Below are 26268 nucleotides of genomic sequence, written 5' to 3'. Positions count from 1 at the left end.
GTAACAAAGCAGTCTATTTTGAGCGCAGATGCATGGTACGATACACTTATAGCTTGAAAGGAAGATTGCTGTGAACCTATTTCAATTATTTAAAGCCAGTCTGATGGAACCTCGAAAGCAGGCAGCCGTCCGTATTATGAGCATCGGAAAAATCCTGCGCTATGTGTTTTTGCTGATTTTGCTGATGACCCTCGTTTCTTTCATAGAACTTGCGGCGGGACTTGGTGAAACAGGCAATGATATGGAAGGCTTGCTGGAATTCGTAGAGGACATCAAATGGCTCTTGTACCCGTTTGCTTTCATCTTTTTATTCGTCTCGACCACGCTTTACCAATTTGTCAAAATCAGCCTCTTTGCCTTGATTGGCCTCGCTTTCATCCATTTGAAAAAGCGCAAAGGCGAGTATCGGCATTTATGGCGCACGACGGCTCTTGCGGTCACAGTTCCGACACTTTTGTCGTTTGCTTTCAGTTTTTTTGATGTTGCCATCTGGGTGACATGGACAATCGGCTTACTGACAATCATTTATCTGCATTTTGCGACAAATTATTATCCGAAGCAGCCTCCGGCGAAAAAGAAGCCTGCCTGACCGTTCTTCTTGTCTTTTCCATTGAGACACTGCTAAAATGGCTATAGGTAACGGAACAAGCTAGCATTTGTCCTAGTTGAAGAAATGGGGAACTGGATATTTAACCAGCCATCCCAAAAAGGAGAGAATTTTAATGAGTGAAAGTATTCACCGTACGAAAACACGCCCCGTTAAAGTCGGAGACCTGACTGTAGGCGGAAGCAATGAATTATTCATTCAGAGTATGGCGACAACCAAAACACATGATGTAGAAGCGACAGTGGCGGAAATCCTGCGCCTCGAAGAAGCGGGTTGCCAGATCGTCCGTGTAGCTTGCCCGGATGAGCGTGCAGCTTATTCAATCGGTGAAATTAAAAAACGCATCAATATCCCTCTTGTTGTTGATATCCATTTTGATTATAAATTGGCGTTGATCGCCATCGAACAAGGCGCTGACAAAATCCGCATCAACCCGGGCAACATCGGGCGCCGCGAAAAAGTGGAAGCCGTCGTGAATGCAGCGAAAGCAAAAGGCATTCCGATTCGCATCGGCGTAAATGCCGGTTCACTGGAACGCAAAATCCTTGAAAAGTACGGCTACCCGACTGCAGACGGCATGGTTGAAAGTGCCCTTCATCATATTAAAATCCTTGAAGATCTCGACTTCCATGACATCATCGTTTCCATGAAAGCATCGGATGTCAGCCTGGCCATCGAAGCATACGAAAAAGCTTCCAAAGCTTTTGACTACCCGCTTCACTTAGGAATCACGGAATCCGGCACCTTGTTCACCGGTACAGTGAAAAGTTCTGCCGGCCTTGGCGCTCTGCTTGCCAAAGGGCTAGGAAACACCATGCGTATTTCGTTAAGTGCGGACCCTGTGGAAGAAGTCAAAGTGGCACGCGAACTGTTGAAAGTGTTCGGTTTGTCTTCAAACGCAGCTACCTTGATTTCATGCCCGACTTGCGGACGCATCGAAATCGATCTGATCTCCATTGCAAATGAAGTGGAAGAATACATCTCCCACATCAAAGCGCCGATCAAAGTAGCGGTTCTTGGCTGTGCAGTCAACGGTCCCGGAGAAGCACGCGAAGCAGACATCGGCATTGCCGGTGCCCGCGGAGAAGGTTTGCTGTTCATGCACGGGAAAACCGTACGCAAAGTTCCAGAAGAAACAATGGTAGACGAGTTGAAAATCGAAATCGATAAACTCGCTCAAGAGTATTTTGACAAACAAGCAGCTGAGAAAGCCGAAAAAGAAGCGCTTGAACAACAAGCATAAGGTTGTGAAGCTATGAGATACCGTTTTGGCATCGATATTGACGGAACTGTGACGTCCCCGACTTCGCTGATTCCGCATATCAATGAAGCATTCAATAGTACATTGACGCTCGACGACATAAAAGAATACGATTTGACTGCTGCCCTTCCCCATTTGCCGAAAGGCGAGTTCTACAACTGGTTCCGCGGCTCGGAAGCGAAGATTTACGCCGCTTCCCCGGTTTCGGAAAACGCCAAGAACATCCTCGACAAATGGAAGGACCAGTACGAACTGTATTTCATCTCTGCCCGAGGCGAAAACGTGCGCGACATCACGTTCGATTGGTTTGCGGAACACGCAATTGCCTATGACCATATTGAGCTGATCGGCACACATAAAAAGATCGAAACTGCAAAGCGCCACAATGTGAATCTGTTTTTCGAAGATAAACATGACAATGCCGTGGAAATTTCAGAAGAACTGGATATTCCGGTATTGTTGTTTGATACCCCTTATAACCGTGAACCGATTCCGAAAAACGTCATCCGCGTTTACAATTGGCTCGAAGCGGAACAATGGGTACAAAACGAATTTGCTTTGCAAAATGCCTTAAACGGCAAATAAACATAACGAAAGCCATCCGCGCCCTATGCGCGGATGGCTTTTTTGATTCGTTCATGAGTTTGGCTGTTTATATGCGATCAGAAATATTTAGTTGGGTTGTTCATTTTTTATCGACTAAAAAAAGAGCAGGCAGAGAAAATTCTGCTTGCTCTTTCATCTATTACTGGCATTCCGGACATGTGCCGTAGATTTCGAATTTGTGATTGGCGATTTGGTATGCTGGAAGAGCTGCACCGAGCATATCCATCGGACATACCGGAATTTCTTTGACATTGCCGCAATCCATGCAGATAAAATGATGATGGTGATGGTCGCTTTCGCATTGCATACGGAAATGGCGTTCGCCGGACAGTTCCGTTTCTTCCAATATGCCAAGCGAAACAAAAGTGGCCAAATTGCGGTAAACGGTATCGAAACTCATGCTTGGGTAATCTTTTTGCATGACGTCCAGCAAATCGCGCGCCGTCAGATAACGGTCATCTTCTGCAAACAGCTCCAGAATCTGTGACCGTTTCGCCGTTTCTTTATAGCCGTTTTCCTTTAAAATTTCCCATGCTTTCGTGATGTTCATGCAACTGCCCCCTTTTTCATTGAAACCGAAACTTTTTTATAGCCAATGACGATTAACAGCAATAAAATCGATGTCACAACAATGGTGCCTCCAGGTGCCAAATTGAAATAGAATGCGGTGATCAGCCCGGAGATCACGGAAAATTCCCCGAACAAAATCGACAGCCAGATGGTTTGTTTGAAGCTTTTGGATATGCGCATAGCGGCAGCTACCGGTATTGTCATCAGCGACGAAACCAAAAGAATCCCAACGATCCGCATAGATCCGGCAATAACAAGCGCCGTTACAATCATAAACAGGAAATGGATCCATTTTGCCGGAAGCCCGGAAGCTTTCGCGTACTCGTCGTCAAAAGACAGCACGAACAATTCCTTGAAAAACAGGAAAATGAACAGCAGTACGACAATGGCAATGCCGAGAACGATAAAGAGATCTTCCCGGCTGACAGCAGAAACCGATCCGAACAAGTAGCCAAACAAATCATTCGAAAAGCCTTGTGCCAAGGAAATAAAAATGGCCCCAAAGCCGATTCCGGCAGAAAGAATGATTGGAATCGCCAGCTCTTCGTAATGCTTGTATAAACTTCTCAGCCGTTCGATTAAGATCGAACCTCCGACCGATGCCGCAATCCCAAGAAATAAAGGATTCAGCATCGCAAAAGCTGCGACGCTCTGGCTTAAATACAGGCTCCCGGCAATGCCGGCAAGCGTTACATGGCTTAAGGCATCTGCAATCAGCGATAAGCGCCTGACGACGATAAATACCCCGAGAAGCGGCGCGATGACGCCGATGATAATGCCGGCTGCAAAAGCATTTTGTAAAAACGCATACGTAAATATCGCATCAATCATGGCTATGGACTCCTCCGATATGATGAATTTTCCGGACAGAATGGCCATACCATGCTTCGCGCTGAGCGTCGCTCATTGTATGGAGCTGGTCTTTAAATCCGTGGAAGTGAATGGTCTGGTTCAGACACGCTACGTGCGTAATTTTGTCCGTCACAGTATCGACGTCGTGCGTCACGAGAACCAATGTAATGTTCTGGTCCCGGTTGAGCGACGCCAGCATATTATAGAACGACTGGACGTTCTGGTGGTCGATGCCGACCGTCGGCTCATCAAGGATCAGCACTTTCGGTTTGGCTACCAGAGCACGTGCAATAAAGATGCGCTGCTGCTGGCCCCCGGACAACTCGCTGACGCTGCGTCCGCTGAATGCTTCCATGCCGACCGCAACCAAGGCCTGTTGGACCTGCGCTTTGTAGTCTTTCGGCAAGCGGTGGAACAAGCCGGACTTTTTAGCAAGCCCTCCTGCCACCACTTCTTCAACCGTTGCGGGAAAACCGGAGTTGAACGAATTCGATTTTTGTGACACATAGCCGACCCATTCCCGGTGCTTGAAATTTTTGGCGTCAACACCGAACAATTCAATCGAGCCTTGTGTCGGTTTGATCAAGCCAAGCATGATTTTCAGAAGCGTCGATTTGCCGGAGCCGTTCGGTCCAAGAATTGCCAAAAAGTCTCCTTCTTCCACTTTCAGTGAAATATTCTCGAGCGCTTTTGTTTGTTCATATTCAAAACTGATGTCTTTAATGTTGATCAATGGCGCGTCCATGAAGCCGCCTCTTTTCTAATTAATAATGATTACGATTTACAACCATTAAGAAATTATAGAGGAGTCTTACGTGAATGTAAATAGATAGGACTTAATTTGGTATCTTCTGATAATCGTATGCCGTTCCTGGTTTGTTTTGCTGATGTGCTTTTCTATGCCGAATCGGCTGAACTGCAATTCCAATGGTTGAAAGCCAGTTTTAGAACTAAAGTTTGCTTTCCATATAAAAAAGCCGCAGGCGAACCTGCGGCTTTTTTGTCCTTCTCTTAAAGAGGCGTTTTCAGTTCTTCGATGACGCCTGGCGTGAAAATTCCGTTTTTGAACATTTCAATTTCAAAAGCGTACGGCGCTTTTTTGTTTTTGGCATCAAGGCCGACGTAAGGCGTTTCCAGGATTTTCGGTACGTGCTTCAAATCCCGATGATGGACAATGCCATTCAACGCTTCAAAGCCGATTTCCCCGAATCCGATGTTTTCGTGGCGGTCTTTGCCGGCACCGCGGACGTTTTTGCTGTCGTTGATGTGCAGTACTTGGATCCGGTCCTTGCCGACGATGCGGTCAAATTTCTCTAACACGCCGTCAAAATCTTCTTTGATGTTGTAGCCGGCGTCGTGCGTATGGCAAGTATCGAAACAAACCGACAAGCGCTCATTATGGGTGACTCCGTTGATGATCGCAGCGATTTCTTCGAAGCTGCGGCCGATTTCCGTGCCTTTGCCCGCCATGGTTTCAAGGGCGATATTCACCGGATAATCCTGGGACAGCACTTCGTTCAGGCCTTCGATGATTTTCGCCGTCCCCACTTCCACTCCGCCGCCGACATGGGCGCCGGGATGCAGGACGATCTGCTTCGCGCCGAGCGCTGCTGTGCGTTCGATTTCCTTTTGCAGAAATTCGACGCCATGGGCGAACGTGTCCGGCTTCAAGCTGTTGGCGATATTGATGATATACGGTGCATGGACCACGATATTCGACAGATTGTTCGCTGCCATATGCGCTTGCCCCGCTTCAATATTCAATTCTTCAATCGGTTTGCGCCGCGTGTTCTGAGGCGCACCGGTATAAATCATGAAAGTAGTAGCTCCGTAGGAACTCGCTTCTTCACTGGCTGCAAGCAGCATTTTCTTGCCGCTCATTGACACATGTGATCCTAATAACATGATAAAATCTCCTTACTTTTTACGGTTTTTGCGGCGTTCGATTTTCTTGATTTCGTCCATTTTCCACTTCATTTTCTTTTTATAGCCCGGTTTTACGGCTTTCGGTTTATGGACCATTGTCTTCGCTTTAGCATCTGCTTCGTTCGGCGTTCTGCTGCGGGATTTACGGCTGTGGCGGTTTTTCAGGTCGACAAATTCGCCTTTGACAATGTCTTTCTGCTGGAATGGAATGCCCATTTTCTCAACGCGGACAATCGCATCTTCTTCTTCCGGATTGAAAATCGTGATGGCCAGGCCTTTCATTCCCGCACGGGCCGTACGCCCGACACGGTGAATAAAGAATTCCAGGTCTTCCGGCAATTCGTAGTTGATGACATGGCTGACCCCTTGGATATCGATTCCGCGGGCGGCCAGGTCGGTTGCCACAATGTACTGATACTCCAAGTCGCGGATCTGTTTCATCATTTTCACGCGTTCACGCGGCGGCAAATCACCGTGGACGCGTCCGACGCGAATGCCTGCTTTGCCCAGTTCCCCCGCTACATAATCGGCGTTGGTCTTCGTGTTGACGAAAATGATGCACAAATACGGATTGATAATGCCCATAACTTCTTTTAGGCGTTCAACTTTGCGCTTGCTGCGGGCTGGAAGCAAGTAGAAATCCAAGCCGTCTGCTGTCGGGCGCTTGTCGCCGATTTTCACATGGACCGGTGATTCCATATATTTTTTCAGGAACGGCTTTAATTTTTCCGGAATGGTTGCAGAGAAGACGTACATCTCCAAGTTCTCCTGCATTTTGCCCGCCACTTGGTCAATTTCTTCGATAAAGCCAAGGTCAAAAGCTAGATCCGCTTCGTCCACTACCAGGATTTTGCCCGTGTGGACCAAAAGTGCGTTTTCTTTTACTAAGTCTCTTAAACGCCCAGGTGTACCGATGACGATATGCGGCTGAGTCTTCAATTTATTGATCGACCGCTGCTTGTCTGTTCCGCCGATAAAGCTTTTCACTTCAATGTCGGACCCTTCTACAAGCTTCATCATTTCGGCATAAATTTGTGTTCCCAGTTCACGCGTCGGCGCACAAATGACAGCCTGCACTTCTTGGCGGCTCGTATCGATGCGTTCGGCAATCGGGATGATAAAGCTGTGGGTCTTCCCTGTTCCTGTATGGGATTGCCCGATTGCTGAGTTGCCTTTCAATATATGGGGCATGATTTCTTTTTGGATCGGTGTCGGTTCTGTAAATCCTAATTTTTCTACCGCTTCAAGTATAAACGGCTTTAAATTATATTCGTTAAATTTTGTCATGGGATTGAATCCCCTCCTTATGCTCTTGACATTATAGCATGAAATTGCATTTTCCGTATTGCAACTTTTGTAAAGCAGCGCCGTCTCCGTTATAATGAAAGTATGTTTTTGAAAGGAGTGCGGTTATGAAAGTAATGAAGATTTCTCCAAGAGGGTATTGCTATGGAGTGGTAGATGCAATGGTCATTGCAAAAAATGCGGCCATGGATGAAACTTTGCCCCGCCCTATTTATATATTAGGCATGATTGTACACAATAAACACGTAACAGATGCATTCGAAGAAGATGGCATCATTACACTGGACGGCAAAAACCGTCTGGAAATTTTGGAGAAAGTCGAAACCGGCACCGTTATCTTTACAGCGCATGGTGTTTCCCCACAAGTCCGCGAACTGGCGAAACGCAAAGGGTTGGTTTCAATCGATGCGACTTGTCCGGATGTGACCGTGACCCACGATTTGATCCGTGAAAAAACGGCAGAAGGCTACCAAATTGTCTATATCGGCAAAAGCGGCCACCCGGAACCCGAAGGTGCAATAGGAGTGGCTCCGGATTTGGTGCATTTAGTGGAAACAGTCGAGGACGTCAACAACTTGGAACTCGATTCCGACAAAATTATTGTCACCAATCAGACAACAATGAGCCAATGGGATGTTGTCGACATGATGAAGCGGTTGAAAGAAAAATTCCCGCATTCGGAAGTCCACAAAGAAATCTGCCTGGCGACGCAAGTGCGGCAGGAAGCTGTTGCTACACAAGCTACGGAAGCCGATTTATTGATTGTTATCGGCGATCCGATGAGCAACAACTCAAACCGTCTGGCTCAAGTTTCACAGGACATCGCCGGAACTCCGGCTTACCGCATTTCGGACCTGTCCGAATTGAACCTGTCATGGCTTGACGGCGTCGAAACCGTCGCGATTACAGCCGGCGCTTCTACTCCGACGCCAATTGTCAAAGAAGTGATGAACTTCCTGGATAAGTACGACCCGGAAGATCCAGCTACCCACGATTTGACGCGGAGCGTACCGCTTAACAAAATTCTACCAAAAATCAAGCATCCGAAACCTTCGGACCGCATTGAACCTTACCCGGTCGGTGAATAAAAGCATTGTCACGTCCACCCGTTAAGGTTTAAAATAAGGCAAGTGGAAAAAGACCGTCCCTGCCCCTAGCGACAAGTAAACCGTGAGCTTTTAAATAAGTCTCACGGTTTTTCTGTACATTACATCTTGGATATGGAGTGGATAGGATGAAAAAAATTGCTGTGATTGGATCCGGAGGCTCTGGCAAATCAACTCTTTCAAGAAAACTTGGCGAAAAACTGTCCATTGAAGTGTTCCATTTGGATGCGATTCTGTGGAAGCCGGACTGGGAAGCGGTTGCAAAAGACCAGCAAAAACTCATCCAGCAGCAATTGGTCGCAAAAGACCGGTGGATCATTGACGGCAATTACAACGGCACACTTGATATCCGCCTGAAAGCGGCCGATTGCATTATTTTTATGGATATTCCCCGTTCCCTTTGCCTGTATCGCGTCATCCTGCGGACTTTTCGCCACCGCAGCCAGCCCCGGCCGGACATGGCGACCGGCTGCGAAGAACGCTTCAACTTCAATTTTTTGAAATGGGTATGGAATTACCCGACCGACAAAAGGCCGGAAGTGATGAATAAACTTGAACGCTTGCGTGGGCAAAAAGAAATCATCATTTTAAAATCCCCTAAAGAAGCCCAGCTTTTCCTGGAGAATATAAAAAACGAGAGCACCGTCACTATTCCATAATAGTTCGGGCTCTCGTTTTTTATTTGTTTATTGCGGTCTTCCGCATGCAACAGGTGTTACTTAAACCGGAACGGTTCGGTATCGACTTCGGACGGCAAAAATTCACATTGCCAGTTCTGCCGGTTCGACATATGGTCGACAACGCCCTGAATCATGACTTTTTCAACATGATGGCCAGGATCAACCACCGCCAGATCCATCGCTTCTGCGTCCTGGGCTACGTGGAAATACAAATCGCCGGTTACATAGACATCCGCTCCCGAACGTTTTGCGGCCTGAATGTATTTATTGCCGTCTCCGCCAAGCACAGCCACTTTCCGGATCTTTTTGGCCATATCCCCGACAACACGGACTGCCGGTACATCGAGCCGTTCTTTAACCAGTTCCGCAAACTCTTCCAAGTTCATGTCATCAGGCAGCATTCCAACCCGGCCGAGGCCCATCGCTTCTTCTTTATTCTCCAGCGTAAACACATCATACGCCACTTCTTCGTATGGGTGAGCTGCAATCATGGCACGGATCGCCCGGTCTTTTTCGTATTTACGGATCACCACTTCAATTTTGGATTCAGCAGTGACTTCCATCTTCCCTGCTTCGCCGATATACGGATCCGCTTTTTCAGTTGGCCGGAATCGGCCGGTGCCCGATAAAGTATAGCTGCAGAATTCGTAATCGCCGATGGCTCCTGCTCCCGCTTTTCCTAATGCTTCTCGTACTTGTTCTTCGTGGCTTTCCGGAACAAACACGGCAATTTTCACCAGCTCGGCTTCGTATGTAGGGACGAGCACGTTCGTTTCGGCAAGACCAAGCGCATCTGCCAATAAATCATTGACGCCGCCTTTGGCGACATCGAGATTGGTATGGGCTGCATATACAGCGATATCGTGCTTAATCAACTTTTCGATCATACGCCCCTGCGGAAAATCGGTCTGTAGGTTTTTCATCGGACGGTAAATCGGCGGATGATGGGCAATGATCAAGCCGACGCCTTTTTCAATCGCCTCGTCTACCACTTGTTCATTGACATCCAGCGTAACCAGCACCCGTTCAACTTTTTTGTTCAGTGTTCCGACATGTAGGCCGATGGGATCGCCTTCCACCGCCAGGAATTTAGGTGACCATTTTTCAAACTCTTCGATGATTTGCTGTCCATTAGGAATTTTCACGATTCAGCACCTCTTCAACCAGTTTTATTTTTTGCACCAGTTCATTTTTCTTATCGACGATTTCCAGTGTTTGTTCTGTGGATTCAATAGAGGCAATGATATTTGTCCACTGCGCGCTTTCTCGCTGCCACTTCTCCTGGAACGCTTCCGTCTGCTGTTGCATGAGGACGGGCCCCATCAGCAGTTCGGCTGGCGTAAGGACAACCGGCTGGCTGCTCCGCTCCAGCACGAGAATTTCGTAAATCTTATTGTTTTCTTTGATAATTTCTTCATCAATGATGATCCAATGATGGGTTTGTGCCCATTCACGGATGGCTTTGGCATGGACATTCGGCTGGAGGATCAAGCGGCTGACACCCGCCAATTTTTCATTTCCCTGTTCCAGGATCGAAACGATCAGCGGACCGCCCATTCCAGCTATGGTAATGGCAGTAATGCCATCTTCCGGATGGATGGCTTCAAGCCCACTGGCCAGCCTGACCTCAATTTTGTCTTCCAATTGTTCTTGCTTGACCTGTTTTTTTGCGGACTCAAAAGGTCCTTTTACGACTTCTCCGGCAATTGCACGTTCAGCCAGTCCTTGTGAAACGAGGTAGCATGGCAAATAAGCGTGGTCGCTGCCGATATCCGCCACAATTGCCCCGGTCGGCACATGGCTCGCTACACGTGTAAGCCGCAATGATAATTGTTGAGCATTCATTTTTTAAATCCTCCTAATCTAGAAAAGCGCAGGCGCCTTGCTTAGCCCCGACAAGCGTTGGAAGGTTGGCCGATGATGGCGCTTTTTTGCCATCGCCGGCTGACCTGAAACGACTCGAGGGGCTAGGCGCCGGAGCTGGACAATCGAAAAGCGGAAACGGCCGTTTAGGTTCGACAGGCAAGAGATGGACCAAACTTCTTTGGTCCATCTCTTTGCGACGAAGCACAAAGTGCTGCAGGAGCAATAAGGTTTTTTGACGAACCAGCGAAGTGGCGCTCTTTGCCACTTCGCTGGGTTGACTTATGACCCGAGAACCTGGCCGTTCCAGCTGGACAATCAAAAAGCGCAGGCGCCGACTAAAGAAAAACCCTTAGCTCGTTGTGAACTAAGGGTTTTTTAATACTATTCGAGTGAAAGTACCCACTCAGCCATTGCTGGGATGTTCTCACCTTCGATGAGTCCACCTGGCATTGCGCCTTTACCATTTGCAATAATGTCTTCGATTGCTGCTTGATCCAGTTCAGTTGCGACTAGTGAAGGACCTACTCCGCCTTCATAGCTTGAACCGTGGCATGATACACAGCTTTGCTGTGCTTGTGCTTCAGGATCGAATTCAGCAGATTCCGTGCTTCCGCCATCGCCTTCTGGCGCTGCGTCTCCACTTTCTCCGCCTTCTTCTGCATGTTCAGCAGCAATGTCTTCTTGGTTATTGGCGCCTTCTAAAGATAAGAAGAAAATCAGACCAATACCGAACGCCATGATTAAGATGTAAGGTACAATTGCATTTTTTTGCATCCGTTACCCCTCCCTCTATAAGTTCTGCTTGATGATAGTGTTCGTATCATTCATTATTGTACTGTATTATTAGCAAAACGAAAAGCCATAACGGAGAACTTTTACTCGATTGTGACAAATTCAGCAACTTAACAGCCGATTTGGCGGGCGATGACCATCTTCTGCACTTCCGAGGTCCCTTCGCCGATTTCAAGCAATTTGGCATCGCGCATATAGCGCTCCACTTCGTACTCTTTCATGTAGCCGTAGCCGCCGTGGATTTGGATGGCTTCATCCGCCACTTCCATGGAAATTTCAGAAGCATACAGTTTTGCCATGGAAGCTTCTTTTGTGAACGGACGCCCCTGGTCTTTCAGCCATGCCGCTTTGTAGACCATATTGCGAGCCAATTCAATCTTCAATGCCATATCGGCTAATTTGAATTGCGTAATCTGGAATTCAGAAAGAGACTTCCCGAATTGCTTGCGCTCTTTTGAATAGTTCAAGGCACGGTTAAATGCCGCCTGCGCGATTCCTACCGCCATTGCAGCGATTCCAATGCGTCCGCCGTCCAAAGTTACCAGGAATTGCTTAAAGCCTTCTCCACGCTTGCCAAGCAGGTTTTCTTTCGGTACCCGTACGTTTTCCAGCACCAATTCCGTTGTATTCGAAGCGTGAAGGCCCATCTTTTCATAATTGTCGATGATGGTGAAGCCTTCTGCATCCGTCGGCACAATAATCGCCGAAATTTCTTTTTTGCCATCGTTCATGCCTGTAATCGCCGTGATGGCCAAATGTTTGGCATAGCTCGCGTTTGTGATATACACTTTCGATCCATTGATGACCCAGTCGTCGCCGTCTTCAACTGCACGCGTTTCCGTACCGCCTGCATCCGACCCGGCATTGGGTTCCGTCAATCCGAACGCTCCGAACGATTCACCTGTACAAATCGGCGCCAAGTACTTTTCTTTCTGCTCTTCTGTCCCGAACAGATTCAACGGTGCACCGCCCAAGGAAATATGGGCCGAGTAGGTTATTCCTGTAGAAGCACAGGCGCGGCTCAATTCTTCTGTCACGATCGCAAAGCTCGTCGTATCCGCCCCGGCTCCGCCGTATTTTTCATCAAACGGCAATCCCATCATCCCCATGTCGGAAAGCTGTTTGAAGATTTCTTTCGGAAATTCATTGGTGCGGTCACGATGGACGGCCCCTGGAGCTACTACCTTATCGGCAAACTCTTTAATGGTTTTCTTAATCATCTGCTGTTCTTGCGTCAAATCGAAATTCATTTCACTACATCCCCTTTGTTGTGAATACGCTTACAACTTTCATTATATAGGAAAAATTTAGACAAACTCAACTGTTATCCTAAAATACATAAAAAAACGCTCCTGTGCTTTATGCACAGGAGCGTTTGCAATTATTATTCCAAGAAATCTTTCAAGCGTTTGCTGCGGGAAGGATGGCGAAGCTTACGGAGCGCTTTCGCTTCGATTTGGCGAATCCGTTCACGGGTTACGCCAAACACTTTGCCTACTTCTTCAAGTGTACGTGTGCGGCCATCGTCAAGGCCGAAGCGCAACCGGAGTACATTCTCCTCGCGGTCGGTCAAGGTATCCAATACATCTTCAAGCTGTTCTTTCAGTAACTCGTAAGCCGCGTGGTCGGACGGAGACTGCGCGTCCGAATCTTCGATAAAATCGCCAAGATGCGAATCGTCTTCTTCACCGATCGGTGTTTCAAGCGATACCGGTTCTTGTGCAATTTTCAGGATTTCACGCACTTTTTCAGGAAGCAAGTCCATTTCTTCACCGATTTCTTCAGGCGATGGCTCGCGGCCAAGGTCCTGAAGCAACTGGCGCTGAACACGGATCAGTTTATTGATCGTTTCAACCATATGGACGGGAATCCGGATGGTCCGCGCTTGGTCAGCAATCGCACGGGTGATGGCCTGGCGGATCCACCAAGTGGCATACGTACTGAACTTAAATCCTTTGGAGTAGTCGAATTTCTCAACAGCTTTGATCAAGCCCATATTCCCTTCCTGGATCAAATCCAGGAACAGCATGCCGCGGCCGACGTAGCGCTTGGCAATACTTACTACGAGGCGAAGGTTGGCTTCAGCCAAGCGCTTTTTCGCTTCTTCATCGCCTTGTTCGATCAATTTCGCCAAGCGGACTTCTTCTTCCGCTTTCAACAGATCGACACGGCCGATTTCTTTCAAGTACATACGCACCGGGTCATTGATTTTCACGCCTGGCGGTACGCTCAAGTCATTCAAGTCGAATTTTTCTTCAGTCGGCTTCATCAGGCGATCCAAATGTTCTTCGTCGTCTGATTTGCGTTCAAGCTCTATGCCATGGCCTTCAAGTTGCTCAATGAACTCTTCAACTTGATCGGACTCCAGTTCAAAAATCGCTAATTTATCGGCTATCTGTTCATAGTTAAGTTCACCGGTTTTCTTACCTGTTTCGATTAATTGTCGTTTTGCTTCTTCTACTGTTGTTTCGGGACCTTCTGCACTTAATGAAACATTGCTTGCTTCAACTTTGTTTTTGCGTTCTGATTTCTCAGCCATACGACTTCCTCCTTTTAAAACCGGATAAACTTACAATGATTTGCGCAAAGCAATCACTTCTTGCGCAAGAAGTAAAGCGCGTTGTAGATCATGCTGTTTTTCCGCTTCTTTTGATTGCTGGATTTTCAAATTTATCTGCTGCTCTATCCGGTGCTTTTCAAGATGCTTGATGCAATCCGCTATTTCTTCATCCACATGCTCCGGATCACGTTCAGAAAGCGTCGTTTCCATGACCAGTTTCCGGAGTTCCGAGTCCTGGAGCGTTTCCAGGAATTTATGGAAATCCGCCTTGTCCCACTCTTCATAAAATCCGAGGAGCTGGACATACAGCGCTTTAAATTCTTCACTGACAAAAGGCATTCCCGATTCGACTTCAGCGAGTTTCCTCATCACTTCCCGATTGGCTAAGGCATGCGAGAAAAGCAGCCGTTCGGCCCGGTGGAAAGAGGTGATCCGCTTCGGCTCCCGCTTTACGGTGGTTTTGGCGGCCCTTTCCGGGCGGCTTTGCTCAATCGAGCGGTTCTCCAGTTTGCGGTACTGCTGCAAAATCGCTTCTTCAGACAATCCGGTTTCATTGGCCAATTGCTTTATATACAAATCACGTTCAATCGGTGAAGAACGGCCAGCCAAGAGCTGCAGCACTTCCTGGATATATTGCAGAAGATCGTTTTCATATTGGAAATTCTTATGTCTGCGGGCATGCATCATGGCAAACGCGATAAAGGCGTGCGGTTTGCCGATGACCTGTTCCCGAAATGCGTCTTGGCCATGCTCCCGGACATAATCGTCCGGATCCATTTTCCCCGGAAGAACAGCAACTTCCACTTTGAACTTGTCTTCATTGAGTGCAATAGCAGCCCTTTTTGCTGCTTCCCACCCGGCATCATCGCCGTCAAAGCAAATGACGATTTCCTGGGCAAAGCGTTTCATTGCGCGGATATGCTGTGGGGTCAGCGAGGTGCCCATTGTCGCAAGGGCATTGTCGACGCCGGCTTTTCCGGCAGCAATGACATCCATGAAACCTTCAAACAGGACGATTTTCCGGTTTTTCCGGATGGCGCTTCTCGCCTGATGAACATTGTAAAGGACCTGGCTTTTCTGGAAAATGGGTGATTCCGGGCTGTTCATGTATTTTGCTTCCGTCTTCGTATTTTCCAAGATTCTGCCCGAAAAGGCAATAACTTTGCCGTTTTCGTTCATAATCGGAAACATTACACGGCCGCGAAAGCGGTCAAAAAAGCCGGTTCCCTGTTCGCGCTGAATCGCCAGCCCGCTGTTCACCAATTCTTCTTCGCTATACCCTTTGCGCTGCAGGGCCGTCGCCATATAATTCCATTCCGGCAGTGACCATCCAATACGGTACCGTTCAATCATTTCCCGCGTAAATCCCCTGTTTTCCAGGTAATCCAGCGCAGATTGGCCTTCTTCCGTATTGAGCAGTATATGATGATACATGTCTGCCGAAAATTCGTGCATCAAAATCAGCTGATTGTCGCTTTTAGAAGGGGCATTCGCTGCTTCACCAGAAGCATGCGTGTTTACTTCGACTTCAATGCCGGCACGGCTTCCCAATCGGGCCAATGCCTCTTGAAACGTAATATTCTCTATATCCATGAGGAACGTAATGGCGTTTCCGCCGGCGCCGCATCCGAAGCAATGAAAAATCTGCTTATCGGAAGTGACCGAAAATGACGGTGTGCTTTCTCCATGAAACGGGCAAAGCCCGAACCAATTGCGCCCTCTTTTTGTTAATTGGACGTATTCTCCGACTATGTCCACAATATCCGTTGTTGACCGGATCTTTTCAATCACTTCTTCAGGAACTCGATTGGACACACTATCACCATCTTTTTTTCTTAACTTACTGTATTCGAGATATTCAGGTGAATTCCTTCATCTTTTCATAAAAAGATGAGCCAAATAAATAGACCTTAATATAATTTATCCACAATTCTTCATTATAAAACGTTTCTGTGAAAAAATCCACAAATAAAAATAGAAAAACCGCCCTTAGGGTGGTTTTTCAAATCCGATTATTTCGTTTATTCAAAATCAGGTTAGCGGTTTCTTCTACCGCCCGGTTGGTGACGTCCACCACTTCACAGCCGATGCGCCCCACCACTTTTTCGAAATGCGCAATTTCTTCGTGGATCCGGTTGATTCGGGCGTAATTTGCATCATCGCTTAAACCGAGTGCAATCAGCCGCTCTTTCCGGATATGGTTCAGTTTCTCCGGTGAAATGACAAGGCCGAAGCATTTGGCAGGGTCCACCTTGAACAATTCTTCCGGCGGATCCACTTCCGGCACCAGCGGAACGTTTGCCACTTTCAGCCGCTTGTGCGCCAAGTATTGAGACAAGGGGGTTTTGGACGTGCGGGAAATGCCGACAAGGACAATATCCGCCATCAAAATACCGCGCGGGTCCCGGCCGTCATCGTATTTCACTGCAAACTCAATGGCTTCGACTTTCTTGAAGTAGTCGTCATCCAATTTCCGGACGAGACCAGCTTCTTCCAGCGGCACCGAATCCAGTTCTTTTTCCAAAGCATCCATCAGAGGCCCCATCAAATCGACTGCCGTCACTTTGTATTTGATTGTTTCCTTTTTTATGTAGCTTCGCAAATCGTGAGACACCAGGGTGTACACGATAAAGGCTTTTTGCTGCTCAGCCAGTTTGATGATTTCCTGCAAATGATCCACCGAATCAATGTATGGAAATCTTTTAAGTACGGCATTTTGATCTGCGTATAAATATTGGCTGATCGCCGCCTTTGCGACAAGTTCCCCTGTTTCTCCGACAGAATCGGAGACGATAAACAAGCGAAGCTGTTTCATACTATGCACCTCACAATTCATGGCTTTCCGACAAGGATAAAAATGCCCGTGTAATATTCGTTTTTGTCAATCGGCCAATCACTTTAAAGCCTTCCGGCTGCTCATCGACCACCGGCAATGCGTCAATCTGCTGATTGATCAGGCGATGCGCTGCCTGGATCAACGATTCGTTTTTCACGCAATACGTGATATTCGGCATCCGTGTCATAATGATATGTACGGGGATGGCGGACAGGTCCTGGTTGCCCAGACTGGTTCTGAGCAAGTCTTTGCGCGACAATACCCCTGTCAAAAGGGAATTTTTGTCTACGACAAACAAAGTGCCGACATCGTCCAAGAACATCTGGCTGATGGCGTCGTAGACACTGACGTCTTCCCGCACGACGACGGGAATCGATTGAAAATCTTTCACTTTCATGTTGTTCATCGTATCCGAAATATCCTGCCCTGGTTTTTTGCCGGAATAAAAATATCCCACACGCGGGCGGGCATCCAAAAAGCCGGCCATCGTCAGGATGGCTAAATCGGGTCTTAATGTTGCTCTTGTCAAATGCAGACGGTCTGCAATCTGCTCACCCGTAATCGGGCCATTGCCTTTGACAATCCGCAAAATTTCTTCTTGCCGTTTATTGAGTTCGATCGGACTCACCGCCTCAAAATATGTTATACTCAATGTTAATTATTATATACTAATTAACGCGATATTGCGAAGAAAAGTTTAGCGTGGTACAATACTTATCGAATCGAATATCAGGCTACGATGGAGAAATACAGTACTGTCGCAAAAAGCGAGCGGGGATGGTGGAAGCCCGCACAGACAGGAAACAGGCGCTCCGGAGCCATTATCTTTTAAGAGGGCTGAAACTTTCAGCCAATCGGGGTGGAACCGCGGGTTATAACGTACTCGTCCTCGGACTATATGTCCGGGACGTGTACGATTTTTTATTTTATGGAGGTAATTTTTATGTCAATGGAAGATGTAGTATCGTTAGCGAAACACAGAGGATTTGTATTCCCAGGCTCTGAAATCTACGGCGGCTTGGCAAACACATGGGATTATGGCCCGCTTGGCGTCGAACTGAAAAACAATATCAAAAAAGCTTGGTGGAAAAAGTTTGTCCAGGAATCCGTCCATAACGTCGGCCTTGATGCGGCAATTTTGATGAACCCGAAAACTTGGGTGGCATCCGGACACGTCGGCAACTTCAACGATCCAATGATCGATTGCAAAAGCTGCAAGACGCGCCACCGCGCCGACAAACTGATCGAAGATGCACTCGATGCAAAAGGCATTGAAATGATCGTTGACGGCCTGTCTTTCGAACGAATGGCTGAATTGATCCAGGAACATGAAATCAAGTGTCCGACATGCGGCGCGCAGGATTATACTGACATCCGCCAGTTCAACTTGATGTTCAAAACCTTCCAGGGTGTGACCGAATCCTCAACGAACGAAATCTTCCTTCGTCCGGAAACGGCGCAAGGAATTTTCGTCAACTATAAAAACGTCCAGCGCTCCATGCGCAAAAAAATGCCGTTCGGGATTGCACAAATCGGCAAAAGTTTCCGAAATGAAATCACTCCGGGGAACTTTACGTTCCGTACGCGTGAATTCGAACAAATGGAACTTGAATTTTTCTGCAAACCGGGCGAAGACTTGGAATGGTACGCTTACTGGCGCGATTTCTGCAAAAACTGGCTGTTGAATTTGAATATGTCTGAAGACAATATGCGCCTTCGCGAACATGACGAAGACGAATTGTCCCATTACTCCAATGCGACAGTCGACATCGAATACAAATTCCCATTCGGCTGGGGCGAGCTTTGGGGCATCGCAGACCGCACCGACTTTGACTTGAAGCGCCATATGGAACATTCCGGCGAAGACTTCAACTACATCGACCCGGTTACAAACGAACGCTACGTTCCGTATTGCATCGAGCCTTCACTTGGCGCAGACCGCGTAACGCTGGCATTCCTAGTAGATGCTTACAATGAAGAAGAACTTGAAAATGACGACAAACGCACGGTCTTGAAATTCCACCCGGCGCTTGCGCCTTATAAAGCGGCTGTCCTGCCTCTATCGAAGAAATTGGCTGAAGGCGCAACGGAAGTATTCGCTGACTTGGCGAAGCATTTCATGGTGGATTACGACGAGTCCCAATCCATCGGCAAACGCTACCGCCGCCAGGATGAAATCGGTACTCCGTTCTGCATCACGTACGACTTTGATTCTGTGGAAGATGGCCAAGTAACCGTACGCCACCGCGATTCCATGGAGCAAGTGCGCATGCCGATCGGCGAAGTGCAGGCTTATATCGCTAAACACATTGAGTTTTAATAGATGAACAATCCGGAGCATCCATGTGGTGCTCCGGATTTTTTATGTCCGTGGGACCCGGCGGCTTTTGCTGCGGACAGTAAGGTGCCGGGTTGGGACGGTATTTGCCCCTGTCCCGACAGTATTTCGCCTCAAGCGGATAGTATTCCCTGCCTTTCAGACAGTACCCGCTTCCCGCCATGCTTTTTCCAATAAAAAAGACCCGCTCAGGTGATTTCATCCTGCTGCGGGTCTTCTTCTTCTTTTTTTGGCAAAAATTCAGGGGTGCGTTCAAGCTGTTCCAGGAATTTGCGTGATTTCAGGCGTATTCCCGCCTGTTCTTCGTAAATCGTCCGCACAATTCCTTTCAGCAGCGATTTCGATTCCTTTTTCAGCTTCAGCGAGCCGACGCGTTCGATCGGCACAAAATAAAATGTACGGATCAGCTTAACGAGCGCCGGGCTCAACCGGATGATATAGCGGTCGATGTGGAAACAACGATGGCACAAGAAGCCGAGTTCCTCGAACGAAAATGCGAATTCGCCGTCGGTGGCGCCGCAATTTGCACATTGGTGCAAAGTCGGCGTGAGGCCCGCGGACGGCAGCATCTTCCATTCAATGAACAGCGAAATCGCTTCCGGGTCGTAGCCTTCTTCGATTGCATGAAGCGCCTGGTACAGCATATCGTAAATGGCGGGCTGCGGTTCATCCTGTTCAGTCAGCCGGTCAATCAATTCGGTGATATAGCTGGCATAAGCCGTTTTCATGATGTCTTCCCGGATATGTCGGAGCGACTCCAGCGGGTCCCCGCTTTGCAGCGTGCCCATGCCTTTGCCTTTAAAAATCGAATAACTGCCATGCGTAAATTGCTGGGTCACAGCTGCGAGGCGGCTCGAAGGCTTTTTCGCACCTCTCGCCATGCAGGTGATTTTCCCTGCTTCCCGAGTGAACAAGGTGACGATTTTGTTGTTCTCGCCGTATGCCTGCGCCCGGATCACAATCCCCTCTAATTGATTCAGCATGAAACCGACTCCTTAATATTCGTCGTCTCTGAAACCGAAATCACGCAAATGCACTGCTTTGTTGCGCCAATCCTTCTGGACTTTGACCCATAGCTCCAAAAACACTTTTGAGCCAAGCAGGTTTTCGATGTCCTTCCGTGCACGGGAGCCGATTTCCTTCAGCAAAACACCTTTTTTCCCGATCACGATGCCTTTTTGGGAATCGCGTTCGACCATAATCGTTGCCTGGACGCGGATCATGTCTTTGTTTTCGCTGTCCGGCGCAATTTTTTCAATAACGACCGCGATGGAATGCGGAATTTCCTCCCGCGTCAAATGCAATGCTTTTTCGCGGATCAACTCCGAAATGATAAAGCGTTCCGGGTGGTCCGTCACTTGGTCGGCTGGGTAGTATTGCGGCCCTTCCGGCAGGTATTCCGTGATTTTTGCAAGCAAGTTCTCAACGTTATTGCCTTGCAGCGCCGAGATCGGAATCGCTTCTTTAAAATCGAATTCGCTGCGGTAGCCTTCAATGATTTTCGGCAGATTGTCCGGATGTACCTGGTCGATTTTGTTCAAAACCAAAAAGACCGGCACATCGATGCCTTTCAGCATCTCCAGGACAAAACGGTCTTGTTTGCCGATGCGGTCATCTGCACTCGCAACAAACAATAAAACGTCCACTTCGCGGAATGTGTTCTTCGCAACACGCAGCATGAAATCACCCAATTTATGGCGTGGTTCATTGATTCCCGGCGTGTCGATAAAGACCATTTGGCTGTCGTTTGTTGTTACGACTCCCTGCACTTTATTGCGCGTCGTTTGCGGCTTATCACTCATGATGGCGATTTTCTGGCCGACGACACGGTTTAGAAACGTCGATTTGCCGACATTTGGGCGTCCGATGATCGAGATAAAGCCCGATTTGAATCCGTTATTTCCCTGCTGCATACTCTAAATCCTCCGTTGAAAACGCACCTGGCAACAGTTCGCTGACTGTCGTTTCCTGGACGTCGCCATTTAAATTTGTTAAATAAACCGGCATGTTCGGCGCGCAGAATTCTGCGATCACTTGACGGCAGGCGCCGCACGGTGACACCGGGCCTTTCGTATCTGCTACAACAGCAAGTGCCGTAAAGTTTCGTTCGCCTTCTGAAACGGCTTTGAACATCGCCGTGCGCTCTGCGCAGTTTGTCATGGAATAGCCGGCATTTTCAATATTGCAGCCGTGGTAAACTTTGCCGTCAGCAGTCAAGAGCGCTGCGCCGACCTTAAATTTCGAATACGGTACATATGCCCGTTCGCGTGCAGTTTTTGATTCTGTCATCAATTGTTCTTTTTCCATTACGAATCACCTCTGTTAGTTAAAACCATTTTGGGATAAAGATTAGTAAACCAATTATAGCACTTGCAGCGGCAAATACCAAAACGGCGCCCGCCGCGATGTCTTTCGCTTCTTTTGCAAGCGGGTGGATGTCCGGCGACGCCAGGTCGACGACCCGTTCAATCGCCGAATTCATCATTTCCAGTGCCAGCATGCCGCCGATCACCAGCAGGACGATAAGCCATTCACTTTTTGAAAGCCCTGTCCAAACACCTGCGGCCAGGACCACAAGGGCGGCCAGGAGATGCAGCCGCATATTCTGCTCCCGTTTCAGCGCAGCCCCGATTCCCTGCACAGCAAACTTGAATGAGTTGAAAAATCTACTCGCCTTCATAACCGTCACGGGTTATTCCAAGCGAAGACAAAATTTCTTCCTGCTTGGCGAACATTGTCTTTTCATCTTCTTTTGTCATGTGATCATAGCCCAGCAGATGCAAAAAGCCGTGTACGGCCAAAAAGCCCAATTCCCGTTCAAATGAATGGCCGTAGTCTGCCGCCTGTTCTTTTGTCCGGTCCAGTGAAATGATGATATCGCCGAGCATACGCGGCTCCATCGACCCGACGATTTCAACTTCCCCTTCGCCCAGTTCTTCCATGGCAAAAGAAATCACATCGGTCGGCGCATCTTTGCCCCGGTATTCTTTGTTGATGTTCTGGATTTCTTCGTTGGTCACAAAAGTGACAGACACTTCAGCAGCACCGATATGTTCCGCGTCGGCCGCATGCTGGAGGATTTTTTCTACAAACTGAAGTTCGCTCTCGCCCAGACTTTCCGTTTCGTCCATAAAATCAATCGACATCATGCCTTTTCCTCCTGTCATTTTGTTTCTTTCGGATACTCAATGCGCGAATGGAAAATGCCATTCAGTGTCTCGCACATGATGTGCTTGACCGTCTTGAGTTCTTTCATGGTTAAATCGCATTCTTCGAATTGCCCATCTTTCAGTTTATCCTCTACAATTGCATCGACCAAATTTTTTATTTTTTCAGATGTTGGTTCTTTCATGGACCGCACGGCCGCTTCTACGCTGTCTGCCACTGAAATAATGGCAATTTCTTTCGTCTGCGGTTTCGGCCCGCTGTAGCGGTACATCGCTTCGTCCACTTCCGGATTTTGTTCTTTCGCTTTATGGTAGAAGAATTTCAGCAAACTGGTGCCGTGGTGCTGTTGCGCCACATCGACGATTTCTTTTGGCATCTTGTGTTTTTTCAACAGTTCGGCACCGTAAGAACCATGCTCCAAAATGATGCGGCTGCTCGTTTCCGGCGGCAGCGAATCATGGGGATTACGCATATGCATCTGGTTTTCGATAAAGAAATGCGGCTGCTTGGTCTTTCCGATATCGTGGTAATAGCAGCCGACACGGGCAAGCAGTCCATTTGCGCCGATTGCTTCACAGGAAGCATCCGCCAGATTGGCGACCATGACACTATGATGGTAGGTGCCCGGCGTTTCCGTCAGAATTTTTTTTAATAACGGATGGTTCGGGTTGGACAGTTCAATCAATTTCATCGTCGACAGCAAACCGAAAGCCGATTCAAAAAATGGCAAGAGCCCGATCGTCAGCGCGCCGGACAACAAACCGGAAATGACAGCAGCTGAAAAATAAAAGCCGATTTCGGTCCAATCATACTGGCTTTGCCCGATGAGCAGATAAAAGCCGACAAATAACGCATTAACAACCGCTACCGCAAGGCTTGTCTGGAGCAACCGGGTGCGCCGGTCGTCCTGCTTGATCAAGTAAATGCCAATCAGGCCGCCAAATATAATATACAAGGCAAGGTCCATTCGGATTATGGCGGCACTGCCTTCTTGCAACAACATACCCCCTAATGCCCCTGTAAGAAACGTCACACAGACTGCAATTCGTTCATTCAGCAGCATTCTGACAATCATTCCGGAAAGCGCAGTGGGAAACAGGAAAGCGATGACAACATCAAAATTGCCGCTTACCACATGAATAATTTCCATAATGGCCATCGAAAACGTAAGCACGGAAACCACGACCAGAAGCGCGGTTATTTTTTTCTGTTCGCCTGTATTGGATTGGCGGATCATGACCGCCAAAATCACCATGGCAATTACGACAAACAGCAGCAAACCGAAGAGCGGCTTGTAATCCTGCTGGTCTTCCGTCATGCCGGCAAGTTCCAGCTGCCGGTAAATTTCCCGGTCAACGACTTGCCCTTCCTGCACCAATACCTGTCCTTGCAGAATGCGCGTCGGTTCCACACTGGCTCTTGCCTGTTCAATCTGCGCATTCGTCAATTCCTCGTTGACGACTTCATTGGGAATGATACTGGAACGGCCAATCATCACGGCAGCCTGCAAAATGGAAGCAGGTATTTCAGTTTCTTTCCGTATTTCCTGCTCGGCTGCATTGCGGAAAGCCGCAACTTCGTCCTCGCGGATTGGATGTTCCAATGTATCTTCTACAATTCCCGTTAAAAATTGCTCCACTTCTTGAAGTTTATTTTGCGGCAGCACCACTAAGGCACGCAGCATATCATCGGTCAGCCTGAGGCCATTGTCGCTTGTTTCCATCAGCCGGATATTTTCCCGCAGCGATTCAATCATTTGATCGGTTTCAACCGGTTTGCCGTCTTTTTTATCGGGCAAGTTCTTCGCTTCGATGACATATCCAAACAGCGACTCGATAACGGCTGCCTGATTGGCAGCAATTTCCTCGTTGAATTGATAGCTCGGCTGCACTTCCGAAGCTGCCCGTTCCCTTTCCAATTCCGTTTTGAATGGATCGACTACGGTCTTAGCTGAACGGATCGGTTCTTCTGAAAGCTGAAAAAGTTCGATGGAATACTTGTCAGTTTGCAGTGAACTGTATAAAAACGCATACATGATGGCTCCGATTGCCACTATCAAAATGGCAGCCATCACTTTAAATCCCGCTTTTTCGTATAGTTGTTCTGCTTTTTTCCTCATTCCGAACACCCCACTCTAGTACTTCTATCATATCAATTACCGAATGGGATTTCACGGATAACTTGAAATTATTAGAAATTGAAAACCGGTTTTCACAAGACCGACATAAAAAAACCAGCCCTTAAGAAGGCTGGTCGTCGTATGCTTCGATAATTTTCGCAACAAGCGGATGGCGAACCACATCGCCCCGCTCCAAGTATTGAATATGGATGCCGTTGACGCGCTGCAGAATCGTTTCTGCCACGATTAAGCCGGATTCAGCTCCGCGCGGCAAATCGATTTGTGTTTTATCTCCGGTAATGATCATCTTCGAACCAAATCCAAGGCGTGTCAAGAACATCTTCATCTGTGCCTTAGTGGTGTTTTGTGCTTCATCGAGGATGACAAAGGCTTCATCCAAAGTCCGGCCTCTCATATAGGCGAGAGGGGCAATTTCAATGGTTCCCCGCTCAATCAAGCGGTTGGTCTGTTCTAGCCCCAGCACATCATGCAATGCATCGTATAAGGGACGTAGGTAAGGATCCACTTTTTCTTTTAAATCGCCGGGCAGGAATCCGAGGCTTTCGCCGGCTTCCACCGCTGGGCGCGTCAGGATGATTTTTTTGACTTGGCCGTTTTTCAGTGCCTGTACAGCCATCACGACGGCTAGATAGGTTTTGCCTGTTCCTGCCGGTCCAATCCCGAACACCAGGTCCTTGCTGCGCACAGCCTGTATATAATGGCGCTGGCCGATTGTTTTGGCGCGGATGGCTTTGCCATTGGCATTGCGGGCCACTTCTTCATCATATAATTCAGCGAAATATTCAATCGTGCCGGCTCTTGCCATTTCTATTGCGGAAACGATGTCACGTTGATCGATATTGATGTTTTTGCGGATCACTTTCAATAACTGTTCAATCAGCAATTTCCCGATCTGTTTGCCTTCTTCAGAACCGGACAGCCGGATGATATCGCCGCGGGTGATTATTTGAATTTGGAACGCTTCTTCGATTAAGGTCATGTGACTATCAGATATCCCGAGCAGCAGCACCGCTTCATTTGGGTCTTTCACATGAAGTTCAAGTAGTTGGTTTTCTGTCATGTAGTCGCTCCTTGGAATGTGAATTTACTATAAATTCACTGTATCATTAATTGTGAATAGTTGTAAAATATTTTGGAGTGTTATTTGTTTACATAATTAAATTATAAAAAACTAAAAACCGGCCAGTGTGTACTGGCCGGTTTGCATATTACCTTTTTGATTTTGGCGGCATTAAAATCTCCGCTAAAATAATTCCGCGCTGCACATCTTCTGCATCAAGCGGCAGCAGATCTTCTCTGCTGGTTGTTTCATTCTTCGTGCTTAAAGGCACAGGATTATGCGCAGACAATCTGCCTGGCGATGCCATCTCTTTTGCCTGTCTCTGTGTTTTCTGGACCGGCAGTCGTTCCGCAGCTTTTTCAGCAGCCCGTTTGACTTGCTGGGTTCTTTCCGGCTGCTGTTTCATCTGCGTTTGAAGGTCGCCATAAATTTCTTTGGCGTAATCCTCTGCCCGCTTCAAGGTCCGTTGTCCGGTTTCTCGCGCAGGCGTTCTCCGCTGCTGCGGTGCATCGTTGTCTCCTTCGCCTTTTTTGTTATTAAAGAAGGCACCGATGGCCATTACAATTAAACCGAATATGAGAGCTTCCATGCGAAA

Annotated in this window: 27 protein-coding genes; 6 read left to right on the top strand and 21 right to left on the bottom strand. The window is 47.9% G+C overall.

Annotated features, from left to right (window positions below):
* The first annotated feature begins 103 nt into the window (after positions 1-103).
* From HU147_RS08920 to HU147_RS08910, 3 genes are all read left to right on the top strand, one after another.
* Complete coding sequence (locus HU147_RS08920; protein WP_224075903.1) at positions 104-589, top strand: DUF1189 family protein; 486 nt, start codon at positions 104-106, stop codon at positions 587-589.
* 133 nt (positions 590-722) lie between these two features.
* Positions 723-1850: a flavodoxin-dependent (E)-4-hydroxy-3-methylbut-2-enyl-diphosphate synthase gene (ispG, locus tag HU147_RS08915; protein WP_224075902.1), complete on the top strand. Its 1128-nt coding sequence runs from the start codon at positions 723-725 to the stop codon at positions 1848-1850.
* Positions 1851-1862: 12 nt separating this feature from the next.
* The gene (locus HU147_RS08910) at positions 1863-2453 is read left to right on the top strand and encodes a hypothetical protein (protein WP_224075901.1); all 591 of its coding nucleotides are present in this window, start codon (positions 1863-1865) and stop codon (positions 2451-2453) included.
* Positions 2454-2613: 160 nt separating this feature from the next.
* On the opposite strand, the gene HU147_RS08905 is transcribed toward HU147_RS08910, so the two are convergent.
* The 5 genes from HU147_RS08905 to HU147_RS08885 all read right to left on the bottom strand — a co-directional run bounded on the left by HU147_RS08905 (position 2614) and on the right by HU147_RS08885 (position 7109).
* Positions 2614-3024 (bottom strand): Fur family transcriptional regulator, encoded by a 411-nt coding sequence (locus tag HU147_RS08905; RefSeq protein WP_224075900.1) that lies wholly within the window; start codon positions 3022-3024, stop codon positions 2614-2616.
* Positions 3021-3875, bottom strand: a complete 855-nt coding sequence (locus HU147_RS08900) for a metal ABC transporter permease (RefSeq protein ID WP_224075899.1) — start codon at positions 3873-3875, stop codon at positions 3021-3023. The genes HU147_RS08905 and HU147_RS08900 overlap by 4 nt, the downstream gene beginning before the upstream one ends.
* Positions 3868-4641, bottom strand: a complete 774-nt coding sequence (locus tag HU147_RS08895; RefSeq protein WP_224075898.1) for a metal ABC transporter ATP-binding protein — start codon at positions 4639-4641, stop codon at positions 3868-3870. The genes HU147_RS08900 and HU147_RS08895 overlap by 8 nt, the downstream gene beginning before the upstream one ends.
* 266 nt (positions 4642-4907) lie before the next feature.
* Entirely contained in the window at positions 4908-5804 is an 897-nt protein-coding gene (locus HU147_RS08890; RefSeq protein ID WP_224075981.1) for a deoxyribonuclease IV, read from the bottom strand.
* Between the two features lie 9 nt (positions 5805-5813).
* Entirely contained in the window at positions 5814-7109 is a 1296-nt protein-coding gene (locus tag HU147_RS08885) for a DEAD/DEAH box helicase (protein WP_224075897.1), read from the bottom strand.
* Positions 7110-7234: 125 nt separating this feature from the next.
* On the opposite strand from HU147_RS08885, the gene HU147_RS08880 reads away from it, so the two are divergent.
* Both HU147_RS08880 and HU147_RS08875 read left to right on the top strand, forming a co-directional pair.
* The gene (locus HU147_RS08880) at positions 7235-8215 is read left to right on the top strand and encodes a 4-hydroxy-3-methylbut-2-enyl diphosphate reductase (RefSeq protein ID WP_224075896.1); all 981 of its coding nucleotides are present in this window, start codon (positions 7235-7237) and stop codon (positions 8213-8215) included.
* Positions 8216-8361: 146 nt separating this feature from the next.
* Positions 8362-8892: a DNA topology modulation protein gene (locus HU147_RS08875; RefSeq protein ID WP_224075895.1), complete on the top strand. Its 531-nt coding sequence runs from the start codon at positions 8362-8364 to the stop codon at positions 8890-8892.
* A gap of 56 nt (positions 8893-8948) precedes the next feature.
* Here the strand turns inward: HU147_RS08875 and HU147_RS08870 are convergent, their stop codons facing one another.
* The 8 genes from HU147_RS08870 to HU147_RS08835 all read right to left on the bottom strand — a co-directional run bounded on the left by HU147_RS08870 (position 8949) and on the right by HU147_RS08835 (position 17595).
* Positions 8949-10058, bottom strand: coding sequence for a Nif3-like dinuclear metal center hexameric protein (locus HU147_RS08870; RefSeq protein WP_224075894.1), 1110 nt, complete (start codon positions 10056-10058; stop codon positions 8949-8951).
* A complete protein-coding gene (locus HU147_RS08865; RefSeq protein WP_224075893.1) occupies positions 10045-10758 on the bottom strand; it encodes a tRNA (adenine(22)-N(1))-methyltransferase in 714 nt (237 codons plus the stop codon). The genes HU147_RS08870 and HU147_RS08865 overlap by 14 nt, the downstream gene beginning before the upstream one ends.
* A gap of 402 nt (positions 10759-11160) precedes the next feature.
* A complete protein-coding gene (gene cccA, locus HU147_RS08860; RefSeq protein WP_224075892.1) occupies positions 11161-11553 on the bottom strand; it encodes a cytochrome c550 in 393 nt (130 codons plus the stop codon).
* 128 nt (positions 11554-11681) lie between these two features.
* Entirely contained in the window at positions 11682-12821 is a 1140-nt protein-coding gene (locus HU147_RS08855; protein ID WP_224075891.1) for an acyl-CoA dehydrogenase, read from the bottom strand.
* 134 nt (positions 12822-12955) lie between these two features.
* Positions 12956-14110, bottom strand: a complete 1155-nt coding sequence (rpoD, locus tag HU147_RS08850) for an RNA polymerase sigma factor RpoD (protein WP_224075890.1) — start codon at positions 14108-14110, stop codon at positions 12956-12958.
* 30 nt (positions 14111-14140) lie between these two features.
* Positions 14141-15946 carry a DNA primase gene (gene dnaG / locus HU147_RS08845; RefSeq protein ID WP_224075889.1) on the bottom strand — a complete coding sequence of 602 codons (1806 nt, stop codon included), beginning with the start codon at positions 15944-15946 and terminating at the stop codon, positions 14141-14143.
* Positions 15947-16133: 187 nt separating this feature from the next.
* Entirely contained in the window at positions 16134-16946 is an 813-nt protein-coding gene (locus HU147_RS08840; protein WP_224075888.1) for a pyruvate, water dikinase regulatory protein, read from the bottom strand.
* Between the two features lie 10 nt (positions 16947-16956).
* On the bottom strand, positions 16957-17595 hold the full coding sequence (locus HU147_RS08835) for a helix-turn-helix transcriptional regulator (protein WP_176294848.1): 639 nt from the start codon (positions 17593-17595) through the stop codon (positions 16957-16959).
* A 315-nt stretch (positions 17596-17910) separates the two neighbouring features.
* Here HU147_RS08835 and HU147_RS08830 point away from each other — a divergent pair, with 315 nt between their 5' ends.
* Entirely contained in the window at positions 17911-19287 is a 1377-nt protein-coding gene (locus HU147_RS08830; protein WP_176294847.1) for a glycine--tRNA ligase, read from the top strand.
* A 206-nt stretch (positions 19288-19493) separates the two neighbouring features.
* On the opposite strand, the gene recO is transcribed toward HU147_RS08830, so the two are convergent.
* The 8 genes from recO to HU147_RS08790 form a co-directional block, all read right to left on the bottom strand.
* On the bottom strand, positions 19494-20288 hold the full coding sequence (gene recO, locus HU147_RS08825) for a DNA repair protein RecO (RefSeq protein ID WP_224075887.1): 795 nt from the start codon (positions 20286-20288) through the stop codon (positions 19494-19496).
* 12 nt (positions 20289-20300) lie between these two features.
* The gene (era, locus tag HU147_RS08820) at positions 20301-21218 is read right to left on the bottom strand and encodes a GTPase Era (protein WP_224075886.1); all 918 of its coding nucleotides are present in this window, start codon (positions 21216-21218) and stop codon (positions 20301-20303) included.
* Complete coding sequence (locus HU147_RS08815) at positions 21202-21612, bottom strand: cytidine deaminase (RefSeq protein ID WP_036809460.1); 411 nt, start codon at positions 21610-21612, stop codon at positions 21202-21204. Before HU147_RS08815 ends, era begins: the two co-directional genes overlap by 17 nt.
* A gap of 19 nt (positions 21613-21631) precedes the next feature.
* Entirely contained in the window at positions 21632-21985 is a 354-nt protein-coding gene (locus HU147_RS08810) for a diacylglycerol kinase family protein (RefSeq protein WP_224075980.1), read from the bottom strand.
* Positions 21972-22454, bottom strand: coding sequence for an rRNA maturation RNase YbeY (gene ybeY / locus HU147_RS08805; RefSeq protein WP_224075885.1), 483 nt, complete (start codon positions 22452-22454; stop codon positions 21972-21974). The genes HU147_RS08810 and ybeY overlap by 14 nt, the downstream gene beginning before the upstream one ends.
* A gap of 14 nt (positions 22455-22468) precedes the next feature.
* On the bottom strand, positions 22469-24592 hold the full coding sequence (locus HU147_RS08800) for an HD family phosphohydrolase (RefSeq protein ID WP_224075884.1): 2124 nt from the start codon (positions 24590-24592) through the stop codon (positions 22469-22471).
* 121 nt (positions 24593-24713) lie between these two features.
* Positions 24714-25673 carry a PhoH family protein gene (locus HU147_RS08795; protein ID WP_224075883.1) on the bottom strand — a complete coding sequence of 320 codons (960 nt, stop codon included), beginning with the start codon at positions 25671-25673 and terminating at the stop codon, positions 24714-24716.
* A 148-nt stretch (positions 25674-25821) separates the two neighbouring features.
* A complete protein-coding gene (locus HU147_RS08790; RefSeq protein ID WP_224075882.1) occupies positions 25822-26262 on the bottom strand; it encodes a hypothetical protein in 441 nt (146 codons plus the stop codon).
* Between the last annotated feature and the right edge of the window lie 6 nt (positions 26263-26268).

Source organism: Planococcus chinensis, from assembly GCF_020071995.1.
Lineage (GTDB): Bacteria > Bacillota > Bacilli > Bacillales_A > Planococcaceae > Planococcus > Planococcus chinensis_A.
This window is presented reverse-complemented; position numbering and strand designations above follow the sequence as displayed.

Coding starts and splice junctions, on each gene's coding strand:
- HU147_RS08920 (WP_224075903.1), top strand. CDS start 104: ATGGAACCTCGAAAGCAGGCAGCCGTCCGTATTATGAGCATCGGAAAA.
- ispG (WP_224075902.1), top strand. CDS start 723: ATGAGTGAAAGTATTCACCGTACGAAAACACGCCCCGTTAAAGTCGGA.
- HU147_RS08910 (WP_224075901.1), top strand. CDS start 1,863: ATGAGATACCGTTTTGGCATCGATATTGACGGAACTGTGACGTCCCCG.
- HU147_RS08905 (WP_224075900.1), bottom strand. CDS start 3,024: ATGAACATCACGAAAGCATGGGAAATTTTAAAGGAAAACGGCTATAAA.
- HU147_RS08900 (WP_224075899.1), bottom strand. CDS start 3,875: ATGATTGATGCGATATTTACGTATGCGTTTTTACAAAATGCTTTTGCA.
- HU147_RS08895 (WP_224075898.1), bottom strand. CDS start 4,641: ATGGACGCGCCATTGATCAACATTAAAGACATCAGTTTTGAATATGAA.
- HU147_RS08885 (WP_224075897.1), bottom strand. CDS start 7,109: ATGACAAAATTTAACGAATATAATTTAAAGCCGTTTATACTTGAAGCG.
- HU147_RS08880 (WP_224075896.1), top strand. CDS start 7,235: ATGAAAGTAATGAAGATTTCTCCAAGAGGGTATTGCTATGGAGTGGTA.
- HU147_RS08875 (WP_224075895.1), top strand. CDS start 8,362: ATGAAAAAAATTGCTGTGATTGGATCCGGAGGCTCTGGCAAATCAACT.
- HU147_RS08865 (WP_224075893.1), bottom strand. CDS start 10,758: ATGAATGCTCAACAATTATCATTGCGGCTTACACGTGTAGCGAGCCAT.
- cccA (WP_224075892.1), bottom strand. CDS start 11,553: ATGCAAAAAAATGCAATTGTACCTTACATCTTAATCATGGCGTTCGGT.
- HU147_RS08855 (WP_224075891.1), bottom strand. CDS start 12,821: ATGAATTTCGATTTGACGCAAGAACAGCAGATGATTAAGAAAACCATT.
- rpoD (WP_224075890.1), bottom strand. CDS start 14,110: ATGGCTGAGAAATCAGAACGCAAAAACAAAGTTGAAGCAAGCAATGTT.
- HU147_RS08840 (WP_224075888.1), bottom strand. CDS start 16,946: ATGAAACAGCTTCGCTTGTTTATCGTCTCCGATTCTGTCGGAGAAACA.
- HU147_RS08830 (WP_176294847.1), top strand. CDS start 17,911: ATGTCAATGGAAGATGTAGTATCGTTAGCGAAACACAGAGGATTTGTA.
- recO (WP_224075887.1), bottom strand. CDS start 20,288: ATGCTGAATCAATTAGAGGGGATTGTGATCCGGGCGCAGGCATACGGC.
- era (WP_224075886.1), bottom strand. CDS start 21,218: ATGCAGCAGGGAAATAACGGATTCAAATCGGGCTTTATCTCGATCATC.
- HU147_RS08815 (WP_036809460.1), bottom strand. CDS start 21,612: ATGGAAAAAGAACAATTGATGACAGAATCAAAAACTGCACGCGAACGG.
- HU147_RS08810 (WP_224075980.1), bottom strand. CDS start 21,985: ATGAAGGCGAGTAGATTTTTCAACTCATTCAAGTTTGCTGTGCAGGGA.
- ybeY (WP_224075885.1), bottom strand. CDS start 22,454: ATGATGTCGATTGATTTTATGGACGAAACGGAAAGTCTGGGCGAGAGC.
- HU147_RS08800 (WP_224075884.1), bottom strand. CDS start 24,592: ATGAGGAAAAAAGCAGAACAACTATACGAAAAAGCGGGATTTAAAGTG.
- HU147_RS08795 (WP_224075883.1), bottom strand. CDS start 25,673: ATGACAGAAAACCAACTACTTGAACTTCATGTGAAAGACCCAAATGAA.
- HU147_RS08790 (WP_224075882.1), bottom strand. CDS start 26,262: ATGGAAGCTCTCATATTCGGTTTAATTGTAATGGCCATCGGTGCCTTC.